General features: G+C 45.2%; 13 protein-coding genes. 4 read left to right on the top strand and 9 right to left on the bottom strand.

Annotated features, from left to right (window positions below; translation table 11 throughout):
• Positions 1 to 117 precede the first annotated feature (117 nt).
• Both G5B06_RS17680 and G5B06_RS17675 read right to left on the bottom strand, forming a co-directional pair.
• Positions 118 to 1128, bottom strand: coding sequence for a GGGtGRT protein (locus G5B06_RS17680; RefSeq protein ID WP_015525727.1), 1011 nt, complete (start codon positions 1126 to 1128; stop codon positions 118 to 120).
• Positions 1129 to 1168: 40 nt separating this feature from the next.
• A complete protein-coding gene (locus G5B06_RS17675; RefSeq protein WP_118071121.1) occupies positions 1169 to 1861 on the bottom strand; it encodes an iron-sulfur cluster assembly scaffold protein in 693 nt (230 codons plus the stop codon).
• A gap of 246 nt (positions 1862 to 2107) precedes the next feature.
• On the opposite strand from G5B06_RS17675, the gene G5B06_RS17670 reads away from it, so the two are divergent.
• Complete coding sequence (locus tag G5B06_RS17670) at positions 2108 to 2845, top strand: TraX family protein (protein ID WP_173762584.1); 738 nt, start codon at positions 2108 to 2110, stop codon at positions 2843 to 2845.
• Positions 2846 to 3048: 203 nt separating this feature from the next.
• On the opposite strand, the gene G5B06_RS17665 is transcribed toward G5B06_RS17670, so the two are convergent.
• From G5B06_RS17665 to argH, 6 genes are all read right to left on the bottom strand, one after another.
• Positions 3049 to 3717 (bottom strand): UDP-N-acetylglucosamine pyrophosphorylase, encoded by a 669-nt coding sequence (locus G5B06_RS17665; protein ID WP_173762583.1) that lies wholly within the window; start codon positions 3715 to 3717, stop codon positions 3049 to 3051.
• A complete protein-coding gene (locus G5B06_RS17660) occupies positions 3714 to 5765 on the bottom strand; it encodes a DNA topoisomerase (RefSeq protein WP_173762582.1) in 2052 nt (683 codons plus the stop codon). Before G5B06_RS17660 ends, G5B06_RS17665 begins: the two co-directional genes overlap by 4 nt.
• 1 nt (position 5766) lies before the next feature.
• Complete coding sequence (locus G5B06_RS17655) at positions 5767 to 6522, bottom strand: formate/nitrite transporter family protein (protein WP_173762581.1); 756 nt, start codon at positions 6520 to 6522, stop codon at positions 5767 to 5769.
• 182 nt (positions 6523 to 6704) lie between these two features.
• Complete coding sequence (locus G5B06_RS17650; protein WP_021975774.1) at positions 6705 to 6941, bottom strand: DUF3343 domain-containing protein; 237 nt, start codon at positions 6939 to 6941, stop codon at positions 6705 to 6707.
• A 95-nt stretch (positions 6942 to 7036) separates the two neighbouring features.
• Positions 7037 to 8122 carry an aspartate-semialdehyde dehydrogenase gene (gene asd, locus G5B06_RS17645; protein ID WP_118062638.1) on the bottom strand — a complete coding sequence of 362 codons (1086 nt, stop codon included), beginning with the start codon at positions 8120 to 8122 and terminating at the stop codon, positions 7037 to 7039.
• Between the two features lie 93 nt (positions 8123 to 8215).
• Complete coding sequence (argH, locus tag G5B06_RS17640; RefSeq protein WP_021976248.1) at positions 8216 to 9595, bottom strand: argininosuccinate lyase; 1380 nt, start codon at positions 9593 to 9595, stop codon at positions 8216 to 8218.
• A gap of 219 nt (positions 9596 to 9814) precedes the next feature.
• Between argH and G5B06_RS17635 the strand changes: the two genes are divergently transcribed.
• Complete coding sequence (locus G5B06_RS17635; RefSeq protein WP_173762580.1) at positions 9815 to 10504, top strand: hypothetical protein; 690 nt, start codon at positions 9815 to 9817, stop codon at positions 10502 to 10504.
• A 68-nt stretch (positions 10505 to 10572) separates the two neighbouring features.
• Here the strand turns inward: G5B06_RS17635 and G5B06_RS17630 are convergent, their stop codons facing one another.
• Complete coding sequence (locus G5B06_RS17630; RefSeq protein ID WP_173762595.1) at positions 10573 to 11229, bottom strand: epoxyqueuosine reductase QueH; 657 nt, start codon at positions 11227 to 11229, stop codon at positions 10573 to 10575.
• A gap of 129 nt (positions 11230 to 11358) precedes the next feature.
• On the opposite strand from G5B06_RS17630, the gene G5B06_RS17625 reads away from it, so the two are divergent.
• Positions 11359 to 12126 carry an ABC transporter ATP-binding protein gene (locus G5B06_RS17625; protein WP_021976251.1) on the top strand — a complete coding sequence of 256 codons (768 nt, stop codon included), beginning with the start codon at positions 11359 to 11361 and terminating at the stop codon, positions 12124 to 12126.
• Positions 12119 to 12913: an ABC transporter permease gene (locus G5B06_RS17620; RefSeq protein ID WP_021976252.1), complete on the top strand. Its 795-nt coding sequence runs from the start codon at positions 12119 to 12121 to the stop codon at positions 12911 to 12913. Before G5B06_RS17625 ends, G5B06_RS17620 begins: the two co-directional genes overlap by 8 nt.
• Positions 12914 to 12991 lie beyond the last annotated feature (78 nt).

Below are 12991 nucleotides of genomic sequence, written 5' to 3'. Positions count from 1 at the left end.
CTAAAGATCTTCCCTCCCCCTGCATAGCAGGGGGTTTATTTTTACTGTCACACAAAAAGAAAAAGACTGCAAACCCTTGAGTTTACAGCCTTTTCCAATATTTTTCGTTATTCGAAATTAGAACTTTCCAGCGTCAGCAGCTTCCTGTACGGAAACAGCTACTGCTACTGTCATACCAACCATCGGGTTGTTTCCAGCGCCGATGAGACCCATCATCTCTACGTGAGCCGGTACGGAAGAAGATCCTGCGAACTGAGCGTCAGAATGCATACGTCCAAGTGTATCAGTCATACCGTAGGAAGCAGGACCTGCTGCCATGTTATCCGGGTGAAGTGTACGTCCTGTACCACCGCCGGAAGCAACGGAGAAGTATTTTTTACCTTTCTCGTTGCACTCTTTTTTGTATGTTCCTGCTACTGGATGCTGGAAACGAGTCGGGTTTGTGGAGTTTCCTGTGATGGAAACGTCAACGCCCTCTTTCCACATGATAGCAACACCTTCCGGAACGCTGTTAGCGCCGTAGCAGTTAACTTTTGCACGAAGTCCCTCTGAATAGGATTTACGGAATACTTCTTTAACCTCGTTCTTATATGGATCATACTCTGTCTCTACATATGTAAAGCCGTTGATACGGGAGATGATCTGAGCTGCGTCTTTTCCAAGACCATTCAGGATAACACGAAGAGGTTTTTTACGAACTTTGTTTGCTTTCTCGGCGATACCGATAGCACCCTCAGCTGCTGCGAAAGACTCATGTCCTGCAAGGAAGCAGAAGCAGTCTGTCTCTTCCTCAAGAAGCATTTTTCCAAGATTTCCATGTCCAAGACCTACTTTACGTGTGTCTGCAACGGATCCTGGGATACAGAATGCCTGAAGGCCTTCTCCGATAGCTGCTGCTGCGTCAGCGGCTCTTCTGCAGCCTTTTTTGATTGCGATTGCTGCACCTACTGTGTAAGCCCAACAAGCGTTCTCGAAGCAGATCGGCTGAATGCCTTTGATCTGATCGTAAACGTTCAGACCTGCGTCTTTAGTGATTTTCTCAGCTTCTTCGATAGAAGCGATTCCATAGCTGTTTAAAACAGAATTGATCTTGTCAATTCGTCTCTCATATGATTCAAATAAAGCCATTTCCTGTAACCTCCTGATATTTTTACCTTACGAAGTGTAATTACTCTTTTCTTGGGTCGATGATCTTAACAGCATCTGCAACACGGCCGTACTGACCTTTTGCTTTCTCCCATGCTGTGTTCGGGTCATCACCTTTCTTAATGAAGTCAGTCATTTTTCCAAGGCTTACGAACTGGTATCCGATGATCTCATCGTCCTCATCAAGAGCGATACCTGTAACATAACCCTCAGCCATCTCAAGGTAACGAGGTCCTTTTTTCAGAGTTCCATACATTGTACCAACCTGAGAACGAAGTCCTTTTCCAAGGTCCTCAAGACCAGCTCCTACTGCAAGTCCGTCCTCGGAGAATGCAGACTGGGAACGTCCGTAAACGATCTGAAGGAAAAGCTCTCTCATAGCTGTATTGATTGCATCACATACAAGGTCTGTGTTCAGTGCCTCCATTACAGTAAGTCCTGGAAGGATCTCAGCAGCCATAGCAGCAGAATGAGTCATTCCTGAACATCCGATTGTCTCAACAAGTGCCTCCTGAATGATTCCCTCTTTTACGTTAAGGGACAGCTTACAGGCACCCTGCTGTGGAGCACACCAGCCTACACCGTGTGTGAATCCGGAGATATCCTTTACTTCTTTTGCCTGAACCCATTTTGCTTCTTCCGGGATCGGAGCGGCACCATGATGTACGCCCTGTGCCACTGGACACATTTCTTCTACTTCGCGTGAATAAATCATTTTAAAACTCCTTTCAAGTATAGATTGACCGATGTTATTGAGAAAAAAAGTTCGATAACACCCTACGGCTATTTTCTCACAAAACCTTTGTTTCGTCCAGTCATATTTGATAAATTTTTGCCATAAAACGCATAATATTGGAAGTTATTCTGGCAGTATTGCATGCCTAACTGTCAAATATTTCTGGCAACTGTCCGATGTATATGATAATATATTATCAAGTTTAACCCTGGAGGTATATTTTTCATGAATGCATCTGTGGATTCTGTTTTTCCAGAAAAATACCGTATTCTCAGCGGAAGCGCCCTGAAGATAATTGCCCTCATCACCATGCTGATCGATCATACCGGAGCTGTGCTTTTAAGCATGTATCCGCCTGCACAGAAAGTCCTGTTTACGCTTCTTGGAAGAGAATACAGTGTGTATCTTATTTTCCGCGATATCGGTAGAGTGGCTTTTCCCATCTTCTGCTTTCTCCTGTTGGAAGGTTTCCGACATACCAGGAGCCGGTTCCGTTATGGACGGAATCTCCTTCTTTTTGCTCTGATCTCAGAGATTCCCTGGAACCTGATGTTCACAAACACACTGCATTATGAAAGACAGAATGTGTTTTTCACGCTTTTCCTGGGATACTTGGCGTTTTGTGCCATCGAATATTTTAAGAATAAGCGCTTGATACAGCTTCTCTGTATCCTGGGACTGCTTGTTGTTTCCATTTTTCTGAAAGCAGATTACGGATGGCGGGGATATATTTTTCTCCTGATCATGTACTATATGCGAAACGATAAGCCCGGACAGGCGATCCTTGGAAGCTGCTGGCTTTACTATGAATGGAGAGCCTGTTTCGCCTTTCTGTCCATTAACCTGTACAATGGGGAGAGGGGATTTATCCGCGGAAAAGCGGCGAAATATTTCTTTTACTGGTTTTATCCAGTCCATATTATGGGACTGGTGATACTTCGACAGATTTTGTTTCTATCTTAATTGTTTTATTTTTCTTATTGTCTTATGTGGATGGGTGTGTTGCATGTGGATGTTTTTGTGGATTTCAGTTCTGCACTTTTCCAACGGGGAGTTCTGAGGGGAGAAAGCACTCAAAGTTGCGAAGCCTTCGCAACTGTGAGTGCTTCCCCTCCTCGAACCTTCCGCTGTTTACCAAGCAGAACTTATTTCAAAAAACAAAAAAACTATTTTTTCTTCACAATTTCTTTCGCATTTTTATAAATGGAATCCGCCGGAACGCATCCCCTTACCGGTGACAACGGATAAATATTAGAATTCCGTCCAATCACAGTCCCAGGATTCAGCACGGAACCGCATCCAACCTCAACATGGTCTCCCAGCATTGCTCCAAACTTCTTAAGACCAGTCTCGATCTTTTCATCCCCATCTTTCACAACAACCAGCTTCTTATCTGATTTCACGTTAGAACAGATTGATCCGGCACCCATATGGGATTTATATCCAAGTACCGCATCTCCAACATAATTATAATGCGGAACCTGTACTTTATTAAAGAGCACCGCATTCTTAAGCTCTGTGGAGTTTCCCACAACTGCTCCCTCGCCAACAATGGCCTTACCACGGATAAAGGCACAGTGACGTACCTCTGCATCCTTACCAATGATAGCCGGTCCGGTAATACTTGCAGTCGGAGCTACAGTGGCTGATTTTGCGATCCATACATTTTCACTTTTCTCCTCATATTCAGAAGGATCCAGTGTTTTTCCAAGTTTAATGATAAAATCTCCGATCTCCGGAAGAACCTCCCACGGATAAGTCTTTCCTTCAAAAAGCTCTGCTGCGATGGTCTCATTCAGATCCAGCATATTGCTGATGGTAAAATCTTTCATCATGATGATTTTTTTCCTCCCTGTCTGGAAGCACGCTCCGGCTTCCTGTAATTTACAGCGGCCGCGTCAAAGAACTGCCGCAGGTTGTACTGATAATTGCTTGCTTCCACCTGCTGGGTCCGTACCCGCACAAAATGTTCCAGTTTGTCCATATATTCCTGTTCCGTGATGCTTCCCTCTGACACGTAGGTGAGGCCTTTTTCCCAGCTTGCCGTAAGCTCCGGGTTCAGAAGCTGCCGGATAGAACAGTTTACCACATCAAAGATCATCTCCCCCAGAAGTGTGGGCGTGATCACCTGGGTTTTCTTATTCAACGCCAGATACTTGATGTTAAAAAGTTTCTTCAGGATCTCCGCACGGGTGGCACTGGTGCCGATCCCGCTTCCCTTGATCTGGGCACGGAGCTCTTCATCCTCGATCAGCTGTCCCGCATTTTCCATGGCAAGGATCATGGAACCAGAATTGTATCGTTTGGGCGGCGAAGTCTCGCCTTCCTTGATACTTAAACCGTTCACAGGAAGTATATCACCCTTTTTCAGCTTCTGCAACGCCTCCAGAAGCACGGTATCACAGGAAACTTCCTCCTCTTCCCCGTTGCTGCCTTTCTCACTGTCGGAAGCTTTTTTCCGGGCAAAAGAGTTCGTGGCGATCTTCAGATAGCCTTCTTCTTTCAGAACTTTAAAAGAGGAAAAGAATGATTCCCCATCCAGTTTCGTCACAAGGCTCACTTTCTGATAAACAGCCGGAGGATAAAAAATACATAAAAACCTCCGCACGATCGTCTCATACACTCTCTGTGCGGTAAGAGACACACTTCCCAGTGCATTCAGCCCCTGGCCGGTAGGAATGATGGCATAATGGTCTGTAATCTGCTTGTCATTCACATACCTGGTCTTCGCTATGTTTTTCCAGGATTCCATTCCCAGAACCTCTGCTGCCGCAGCTCCTGCCTGCTGATAATTTCGAAGGCCGGAAATATTCTTGTATATCTCCTTGGCAACTGCTGTAGACAACACTCTGGCATCCGTTCTCGGATACGTCACCAGTTTCTTCTCATAAAGCTCCTGCACGATCCGGAGTGTTTCATCCGGACTGATCTTAAAGAGCTTGGAGCAGACGTTCTGAAGCTCCGCCAGGTTAAAAAGAAGGGGCGGATTCTTGTTTTCTTTTTTTCGCTCCACTTTCTCCACGGTACAGGAAAGGGGCTGGTTCACCATCAGCTGATCGATCAGCATCTGGGCATGTTCTTTTTTCTTGAAACCATTTTCTTTATAAAGATACGGGGACTGGAAATACCGGCTGCCTTCCACAGCCCTCCACTCACCGTCAAAACTTTCACCTGCAAGGGCAATGCTGCTTAAGACTCGGTAAAACGGTGTCTTCACAAAGACACGGATCTCCCGCTCTCTACGCACCACCATACCAAGGACACAGGTCATTACACGGCCCACCGCAATGGCCTGATATTTGGAATGAAGATAATTGGTCACACTGCTTCCGTAACGCAAGGTCAGCACCCTGGAAAAATTGATTCCCATAAGATAGTCTTCCTTTGCGCGGAGATAGGCAGACGCTGCCAGATTATCATACTCCGAGATATCTTTTGCTTCCCGGATCCCTCTTAAAATTTCTTCTTCTGTCTGGGAATCGATCCACACTCGTTTCTGGACTTTCCCCTTCACTCCTGCCATCTGGGCTACCAGACGGTAAATATATTCACCCTCACGTCCGGAGTCGGTACACACATAAATGGTATCCACATCCGGTCGGTTCAGCAGTCCTTTTACGATCTCGAACTGCTTTTTGACTCCGGGGATCACTTCGTACTTAAATTCGCGCGGCAAAAAAGGCAGGGTATCAAAACTCCACCTTTTATACTTGATATCATATTTTTCGGGATAACTCATGGTAACCAGGTGTCCTACACACCAGGTTACCACAGAATCTGCTGATTCCAGATATCCGTCTTTTCTCTGACCGTTGATCTTCAAAGCCTTCGCAAATTCCTGTGCCACGCTGGGCTTCTCCGCTATGTATAAAGCCTTTGCCATACTATTTATCTGCACTCATCTTTCTAAGCGGCCATGCCAGAAGCACGCCTCCGCCAACCATATTTCCCAATGTTACGATCACCATGCTCTTAAGCATAGCACCGACAGACAACCCAGGCACCATACAGAATGCAACTGTAAAGATACCCATATTTGCAATACAGTGCTCAAATCCGCTGACAACGAAACCTGAAATACAGATCGTGATCATCAGGAATTTGCCTGACTCACTCTTCAGCTTAATGCCGCAGAGAACTGCAAGACAGACGAAGAAATTACAGAGCACCGCGCGGAAAAACATCTGTCCTGCCGGAATACTGAGTTTTCCGTTTATAAATCCCGCAAAGTAATCTGCTGTACCTGACGCTCCGGCACCTACAAAGATCAGCGCCAGGATCAGGCATCCCACAAAGTTGCCGATGTAACTGATACCCCAGACCTTGCCCACGTCTTTCCATGATACGCTCTTGTCATACGCACCAAAGGCCATTACCAGATTGTTACCGGTAAACAGCTCTCCTCCTACCATTACGATCAGAAGAACCGCAATGGAGAACACAAGGGCTCCAAGGAATTTTCCCCATTCCGGGAATGTCTTGGAAAATACATTTCCAACAACGTTACTGTAGATCATCGCCACATCAATGAAAAATCCGGCCATGATCGCCCGCATAAAGTATTTTCCGAAATTGCTGTTCAGTAAGCCTATCTTACCTTTCGCAGCGGTTGACAGTTTCTCTACATCCTCCCTGTTCATAAATAGCACCTCCACATATTTTTTAGCAAGCGTGGCACTTTGTTACTGCTTCTTTGTTCACAGTAACACGCTTTCCGGAAATCTGCTTGTTATATTGTAACACTTTACCATTTATTTCACAATAAAAATGCGAAAATTTCCAAAAATTTCTGTTTTGTTATATACAACAAACAATATCCACTTTATGCTAAAACACGATAGATGCCATCCCAGGCCAGTTCTTTTTCTTTCAGAAAAACTTCCGCTTCTTCCTCGGACTGTTCCACACATTTCCAGGCCAGCCCGCACTGGGCGCTGATCTCCGACGGGATCGGGATCAGTCTTCCCGGAAATTCTGCTTCCTTCGCCGTTTTTTCCATCTTCATGGCAGCTGTGGTCGTAGAAAACGTGACAACTGTGGTGATCACTTTTTTACGCATGTCTTTTTGTTCCTTCCACACACGCAAAAACAGGACACCGGAAAACCCGATATCCCGTTTCTGCTGATTTTTTATCTCTATGAAGAATTACCAGATTATTTTGCCTGGATATATCCTTTGGCTTTCAGAGTCTCTGCACAGAGAACAGCTCCGCCTGCAGCACCTCTTACAGTGTTGTGAGAAAGTCCGATAAACTTGTAATCGTAAACAGTATCCTCACGAAGGCGTCCTACAGATACTCCCATTCCGTTCTCATAGTTTACATCCATCTGTACCTGCGGACGGTTGTCCTCCTCAAGATACTGGATGAACTGCTTCGGAGCGCTTGGAAGCTCAAGCTCCTGCGGAAGTCCCTTGAACTCTACCAGTTTCTGGATCAGCTGCTCTTTGGTCGGTTTCTTGCGGAATTTAACGAATACAGCTGCTGTATGTCCGTTGAGAACCGGAACACGTACGCACTGGCATGTGATCACCGGTGTGGTAGCCGGAACGATCACACCGTCCTCGATCTTCCCCCAGAGTCTTAACGGCTCTTTCTCGCTCTTCTCTTCCTCACCGCCGATGTACGGAATGATGTTGTGCTCCATCTCCGGCCAGTCTTTGAATGTTTTTCCTGCTCCGGAAATAGCCTGATATGTAGTAGCTACTACTTCGTATGGCTCAAACTCTTTCCATGCGGTAAGTACCGGAGCATAGCTCTGGATAGAGCAGTTCGGCTTAACAGCTACGAATCCGCGTTTTGTTCCGAGACGTTTCTTCTGGAACTCGATCACATCGAAGTGCTCCGGGTTGATTTCCGGAACTACCATCGGAACATCCGGTGTCCAGCGGTGTGCACTGTTGTTGGAAACAACCGGTGTCTCTGTCTTGGCATACTCTTCCTCGATTGCCTTGATCTCTTCTTTCGTCATATCAACTGCGGAGAATACAAAGTCAACAGTAGCTGCAACTTTCTCTACCTCGTGGATATCCATAACGACCAGTTTCTTTACTGCCTCCGGCATCGGAGTATCCATTTTCCATCTGCCGCCTACAGCCTCCTCGTAGGTTTTGCCTGCGCTTCTCGGGCTTGCTGCTACAGTAACCACCTCAAACCACGGGTGATTCTCCAGAAGAGAAATGAATCTCTGACCAACCATTCCAGTTGCACCTAAAATGCCGACTTTAAGTTTTTCACTCATAATAAAACTCTCCTCATCTTGTGTCCCTCTATGGCACACATTTGTCTTTTCTGTAAATACTATACCAATTTTTCGGAAAATGCAAGCATTATCTTAATTTTTTTCAAGATATTCCTTATTCTGAGCGATCACCTGCTCCATAACAGATGGTCCCGGTGCACCAAGAGTTACTCGTTTCTCCACACAGGTCTTCATACTGATCGCCTCGTAGATATCCTCCTCAAAAACAGGGCTGATCTCTTTGTACTCGGAAAGTGGAAGCTCATCCAGGGAGATTCCTTTATCCAGGCAGAGAAGAACCAGTCTTCCTACGATACCGTGGGCATCACGGAACGGTACGCCATGGTTTACCAGATAATCTGCGGCATCTGTTGCGTTTGTAAATCCTCTCTTTGCGCTTGCCTCCATATTTGCCTTATTGAACTGCATGGTGGAAACCATACCTGTAAACAGGGCGATACATCCCTTTACAGTATCAATGGCATCGAACGTAAGCTCTTTGTCTTCCTGCATGTCTTTGTTATATGCAAGGGGAATTCCCTTCATAGTTGTAAGGATAGATGTCAGTGCACCATAGACACGGCCTGTTTTTCCGCGGACAAGCTCTGCGATATCCGGGTTCTTTTTCTGCGGCATGATGCTGCTGCCTGTGCTGTATGCGTCATCGATCTCGACGAAACGATACTCATTGGAGTTCCACAGGATGATCTCCTCGGAAAAACGGCTCAGATGCATCATAATGGTAGAGAACGCACTTAAGAGCTCGATCACATAATCTCTGTCTGATACAGAGTCCATGCTGTTTCTGGTCGGTGCGTCAAAGCCAAGAAGCTCTGCGGTATAAGCACGGTCCAGCGGATAAGTGGTTCCTGCCAGTGCTCCGGCTCCAAGAGGACAGGTGTTCATTCTCTTACGGATATCAAAGAGTCTGTCACGGTCTCTCCTAAACATCTCAAAATATGCGCCTACATGGTGAGCCAGAGTTACCGGCTGTGCCTTCTGGAGATGGGTAAATCCCGGCATGTAGGTGTGTACATTCTCTTCCATGATCTTCTGCAGGGCAAGAAGAAGGTCTTTCAGCTCTTTGTCTGTCTCATCGATCTCGTCGCGGACATACAGTTTCATATCCAGAGCCACCTGGTCATTACGGCTTCTTCCTGTGTGGAGTTTCTTTCCGGCGTCTCCGATACGGTCGATCAGGTTTGCCTCCACGAAACTGTGGATATCCTCGTACTCGGATGTGATCTCAAGTTTGCCCTCTTCCACATCTTTAAGGATTCCATCCAGCCCTTCTGTGATCTGATCTTTTTCTTCCTCTGTCAGGATTCCCTGTTTTGCAAGCATGGCAACATGTGCCTTGCTTCCGCAGATATCCTGTTTATAAAACTTCTGGTCAAAAGAAATCGATGCGTTAAAATTGTAAACCAGCTTGTCCGTTTCTTTTGTAAAACGGCCTCCCCATAACTGTGCCATAATATTCTTCCTCACTTTTCTTTTTTGCGGCAGAACTGTCTTCTCCGGGCGGACATGAGATCCGCCTCCCGGACGTCTGCACTTTTCTGTGTTAGTGTATCATATTTTTATGGAAATGCAAAGTTTTTCATACTTATACATACCATAAGTATTTTATACTGAGCATTTTTTTGATATAATAACCCCACGGATAAAATGGATAAACCGGAGGTATTTAATATGAGTATTCTTTCAGATGCAGCACATGAAAATATGATAAATTCAGAAGCTGCTGTAACATATATTTTAAAAGCCCTGTTTTCAGATGTGTTTAAGTTTGACGGTACAACGGAAGTCATGATTTCCGAAAATATCAAGCGAGGATGTCCTCATATATGGAAGGATCCGAATTATCGCATAATATCAGATAAACTGTTTCACTGGTGGTTGTCTGATATGCCATATATTTATCTGGCTATGCTGGAAGATCAAAAATTTGTACCCGTATTATACGAAAATCTGAAAAAGATTGTCAAATATGACAAAAACCATTCTTTAGATGCAAGAGTATATGATGAAAACAAAAATGTTTTCTCTTCAAAATTATGCACAGGTACTGTTTTTCATGTTGATTTTACAAACTTCAATGAAACTCTGTACAAGAAATTACTTGCAGATCTGGAAAGATCCATGCATGCTTTAGATGATATCCGTGACCGGGTTGATGATTTTGTAAACGGCCTCTCCCCGTCCAAACGCCACCAGATTTCCTATATTGTCTGCAATTTCATGTACCTGCTGCTTGAATTGATGCATAATGATGATATATGTAACTGGTTTGAAGCAATCAGTAACTATTATCAGGATATGGCCCATGCCCATGCTGCAGTCTATGAGGAAGCATGTGATAACCCTGATGATTTTGCATAATGCTAAATACAGGACGGGAGATATTTTTTCCCGTCCTGTTTCTTTTTACGAAACTGTATTGTTTCTTCTTAATCCCCGGAATTTTCCAGGACTCTTTTTCTGTCTCTTTCCTGTGCTTCTCTTTTTGAAAAAACACAGCCGCAGTAATTCTGCCGGTACAGATCGTGCTCGTGGGACAGCTCAATGGAGCGCTTGTAGCCATTCTTTTTCTTGAAATCCGAAGTCAGATGTGGCACTTTATAGATTTCTGCCAGCTCCTCCCCGATCTCATTGATCTTCTGTGCATTTTTCAGAGGACTGATACTTAAAGTGGTAGTGAAATAATCATATCCGTCCTCTTTCGCCAGTTTCGCCGCCTCTTCCATCCGCAGGCGATAACACCGAAAGCACCGCTCTCCTCCTTCCGGAACATCCTCCAGGCCTTTTGCCATCTCATAAAATTCCTTCGGGTCATACCGTCCCTCCACCAGAGTTACCGGATGGACAAACTCCATCTCCCCGATAAGACGCCGAATCTCAGCCACGCGGTGTGCATATTCCTCCGCCGGTGCAATATTGGGATTATAAAAAAATATGGTGATCTCAAAATACTGCGACAGATATTCCATCACATAGCTGCTACAGGGTGCACAGCAGGCGTGAAGAAAAAGTCTGGGCGTTTTTCCCTCTTTCTGAATGTTTTCGATCAGTTTATCAAGCTCTTTCTGGTAGTTTCTTTTATTCAATGTTTGTAATTCCTTTCTCTCTGACTGTTTGGCGGCAGGCACCGGCGTCTCCTTTTCTGCCATGCGCCTTCTCATGTTTCAGACATATGATAATATTATACCATTATCTACAAAAAGGAGGCAATATCCATGAATCCCATCCTGAAAGTACGGGATGTGTGTCTTTCCTATCACACATTGTCCGGTGAGACACCTGCCCTTTCTCATATATCCTTTGACCTGATGCCCGGCGAATTTCTGTCCATTGTAGGACCCTCCGGCTGCGGCAAATCTACACTTCTCAATCTGATCGCCGGCCTTCTCGCCCCGGAATGTGGTTCCATTACTCTGGATGAAAAGCCGGTATCTGCCGGCAGTACCGCTGTAGGATACATGCTTCAGAAAGATCATCTTCTGGAGTGGCGCAGTATTTACAAAAATATTCTCCTTGGCCTTGAAATCCGTAAAGAACTCACTCCCGAAAAACTTTCTCATGCCGAAGAACTTCTCCGGATATATGGTCTTGACCGTTTCCGGGATGCCAGGCCCTCTCAGCTTTCCGGCGGTATGCGGCAACGTGCCGCCCTGATCCGGACCCTTGTGTTGAAACCGGAACTTCTGCTTCTGGACGAACCATTTTCCGCGCTGGATTATCAGACCCGCTTAAATGTCAGTGATGACATTGGAAAAATTCTCCGAAATTCCGGCAAACCTGCAATTCTGGTTACTCACGATATCTCCGAGGCCATCAGCATGGCAGACCGGGTACTGATTCTTTCTCCCCGCCCTGCCACTGTACAGAAAATTGTTGACATCCATCTGAATATCAATAACCGTACTCCGCTTTCTTCCCGAAATGCTCCGGATTTTAAAAAATATTTTAATCTCATATGGAAGGAGCTCAACGAAAATGCCTGAAATTTCCAGACATCAGAAACAATATCTTTTACAGTATAAAAAAGAAAAACGTCTGATCTTCACAGCACGAATTCTTCTCTTTGTCCTGTTTATGGGACTCTGGGAAATGTCTGCCAGATGCGGATGGATTGATTCCTTTATTTTCAGCAGCCCTTCCCTCATCGGAAAAACCTTTCTTTCCATGTGCAGGGATCAGTCTCTGTTTTCCCATATTGGAGTTACTCTGACAGAAACTCTTGTCAGTTTCTTTTTTGTTGTAATCCTGGGCGTGGGAACTGCCATTCTTCTCTGGTGTTCTCCAAAGACTTCCAGAATCCTGGAGCCTTACCTTGTGGTACTGAACAGTCTCCCGAAATCTGCCCTTGCACCTCTTCTGATTGTATGGCTGGGTGCCAATGAGCGAACCATTGTAGTTGCCGGCATGTCCGTGGCTATCTTTGGTTCTGTTATTAATCTGTACTCCGGTTTCTGCCAGGCAGATCCGGAAAAACTAAAACTGATTGAAACTCTGGGAGGCCACAAAAAAGAAAAACTGACAAAAATCATTCTGCCAGCTTCCCTTCCTCTGATCATCAGTGTTATGAAAGTAAACATTGGTCTCTGTCTGGTGGGTGTTATCATCGGCGAGTTCATCGGTGCCAGAAAAGGTCTCGGATATCTTATCATCTATGGAAGCCAGACTTTTAAACTCACCTGGGTTCTTATGTCCATTATGATCCTGTGTATTATTGCCATGGGACTGTATGCAGTGCTTAATCTTTTGGAAAAATATATACAAAAGCGATAAAATGGCAACTTACAAATTCTTAAAGTCAAGACCACCCGCTTAGCGGGTGGCTTGCTCTGTCCCTATAAGGGACTATTC

Origin of the sequence: Blautia luti, from assembly GCF_013304735.1 — a bacterium.
Taxonomy (GTDB): domain Bacteria; phylum Bacillota; class Clostridia; order Lachnospirales; family Lachnospiraceae; genus Blautia_A.
The sequence above is the reverse complement of the archived record's forward strand: the minus strand, read 5'-3'. Positions and strand labels throughout refer to the sequence as shown.